The organism is Methanomicrobiales archaeon (assembly GCA_030019205.1).
In the GTDB taxonomy this organism is placed as follows: domain Archaea; phylum Halobacteriota; class Methanomicrobia; order Methanomicrobiales; family JACTUA01; genus JASEFH01.
The window spans coordinates 1-2,367 of the sequence record JASEFH010000059.1; the positions used below are offsets into that span (position 1 = coordinate 1).

Annotated in this window: 2 protein-coding genes; both read left to right on the plus strand. The window is 50.8% G+C overall.

The window, feature by feature from the left end:
* Window positions 1-128: 128 nt before the first annotated feature.
* Window positions 129-749 (plus strand): DUF6345 domain-containing protein, encoded by a 621-nt coding sequence (locus tag QMC96_13255; GenBank protein MDI6877722.1) that lies wholly within the window; start codon window positions 129-131, stop codon window positions 747-749.
* A gap of 178 nt (window positions 750-927) precedes the next feature.
* The gene (locus QMC96_13260; GenBank protein MDI6877723.1) at window positions 928-1,929 is read left to right on the plus strand and encodes a hypothetical protein; all 1,002 of its coding nucleotides are present in this window, start codon (window positions 928-930) and stop codon (window positions 1,927-1,929) included.
* Window positions 1,930-2,367 lie beyond the last annotated feature (438 nt).

Here is a 2,367-nt window from a genome sequence, read left to right on the forward strand (position 1 = left end):
GGGGTTCACAGTATCTTAGCCGGATAGGAGAACCCCGCTGCTGCCCGTAGGCATGTAGTGATGGCTTGAGCATTCATAAAAAGCTTCCCTCATGCTTTCGGATCATCGCCAGCAAGGGGAGTGAGATCGTGAAAAAACCTTTGATCATTTCTTCATTGCTATTCGTATTGGCAGTGATGATGATGGCGGGAACGGCCAGCGGCTACTATTACTGTGCAGAGTACGTGATGGATTATCACGGCCATGCGGCCAATCTCTATTTATCCGGCCTCGATGCACAGGGATTTTACGACGAGATGTACTGGTTGCCTAACTGGAATCCGAAATTCCCGCTGATGGGTAATGACTCAGCCTGGGAGAAGCACTGGAAGGATCCCTCCGTCATGGGTGGCATCGACAGTGAATGGGTCGACAGCGCACACTTCGCGTACTTCTCCGGACATGGGAGTGAAGTGGGCTTGGAGTTTGGGACCATGAATGACGACTATACATGCCAGTATCTCGACGCGAAGTGGGGCAACACCCAATTGGATTGGGTGGCTCTCGATGCCTGCAAGATCCTCAACGAGACCACTTTCGGGTACTGGATGGGAGTCCTCCATTCAGTGGTCTGCACTCCATACTGGGCTTCGATACTGAAGGTTGTGGATCTGCAGACAGAGGCAAGATATTCGTCTGGAACATGGTTGGCTCACATGGCTACTCGAAGAAGACAATTAAAGAGGCATGGTTCTATGCAGCAGATCTGACAATTCCTTTTGAAGATCAATATTCGGTCGCGATACTTGCTGCAGACGTCGATGGGGATATGCGGACTCTTGAATGCCTCGACGATTATCTGTACGGGTATGGATCTCAATGCCAGCCGCCAGCGCTTACAAGATATTTTCAGTATGAAAACAGGTTGATCTGAAAAGAGGTGTAAAAGTGAGAGCAAAGGTTTCCATAAATATATTGATATATGCCATTATTGGAGCAACGTTGATCTTTGGATACTACATTCTAATATCCACGAACGGCTCTGTGCCGGAACAGGCTATCCCGATGGACAACAACTCTTTGAAAACTGCTCCTGTTCAGAGCCAGAGTTTGAGCACAGGGCGATTCGTTGTGCTGAACACAAGTTTACCTGAGAGTCCAGGCACAATCATGGTCTACAGGATAGAGAATGAGATATCGAGAGAAGAGGCTCTCTCTCTTGGAAAACAGCTCGGGTTTTCAAACACGGGAATGTTGGAAGGAGATATTGCGATCACCTTCATCGATGGAGATCGCGAGCTCCTGATCGAATGGCTCAATGGAAGAATGATATATGCAGACTTCTCCCGGTTGAGCAAATCCGATCCTCGCGATAGGCCGGAAAATCTTCCGAGCCCGGATAAAGCGGTCCAGATCGCAAAGGAGTACCTGTTAGCTTATGGACTGTTTCCCGACGATGCCGAGTTTGCTTCTATCTCGCATGGGGGCACCAGAAGGGCGATATCAACGGATGGGTCCGTAGATACCATCGTCTATCAGGATTGGCAGGTCCATTTTGTTCGGAAGCCACTGAACGGTTTCACTCTGACCGGTGACGGGATAACAGTCACTGTTGCTGGTGGAGGCGATATCATACGTCTGGAGAAGTACTGGGGAACCTATGTACCGTACAGAGAGTATCCGATGATCACGCCCGAAGAAGCGCTGGAAAAGTTCCAGACGGACGATTATCTTCGGCTCGGCATGGCTATGATACCACCGGATGCAATCGGTTACGTGAATAACATCGACATCGTGTACTTCACGGATCCCAGCCCCATTACAAAGCAGACGTACCTCCGACCGGCCTACTGGATTCGGGGAGTATGGAGGGGAGACGGGAGTACTCAGAGTTTCTCCGAGCTGATCCCGGCGGTTCCGGAATTAGGTCAGCTGATAGAACTCGGTTAATCCCTTTTTGCATCGCGAGAGTATCCGTCTGCCCATCGGGGAAGGTGCCAAGAACTCCTATCTTCAGGTTCTGTATCCCGTGCTCCGGATCAAATTTGCATCCGGTTGCTGTAGGCCGGAGTGTTACGCACTTTGTGCACCGGTGAGTGAGATCCTCTGGTAAGGGGGTAGTCAGGTTCGATGCGTCTTCTAGACGTCTTGCACTCGTATAGGGGGCAACTAAAAATGTCTCATTTTCACGAATATCTATGAACCGGAAAGGGAGGATGCATCTTATCTCCTCTTCCGGCTACCCGGTCCCGGTAATTTCGGGGGAGATTGCCATGGTCGGCACTCCTGCGGCCCTCCTGAAAAGGTTCACGGACAGCCAGTGCCTGCCGCTCCCTTCTGCCGGTCCTTCTCCCGGTATCCCTTGAGCAGGAGGGTGCAGATGTTCCA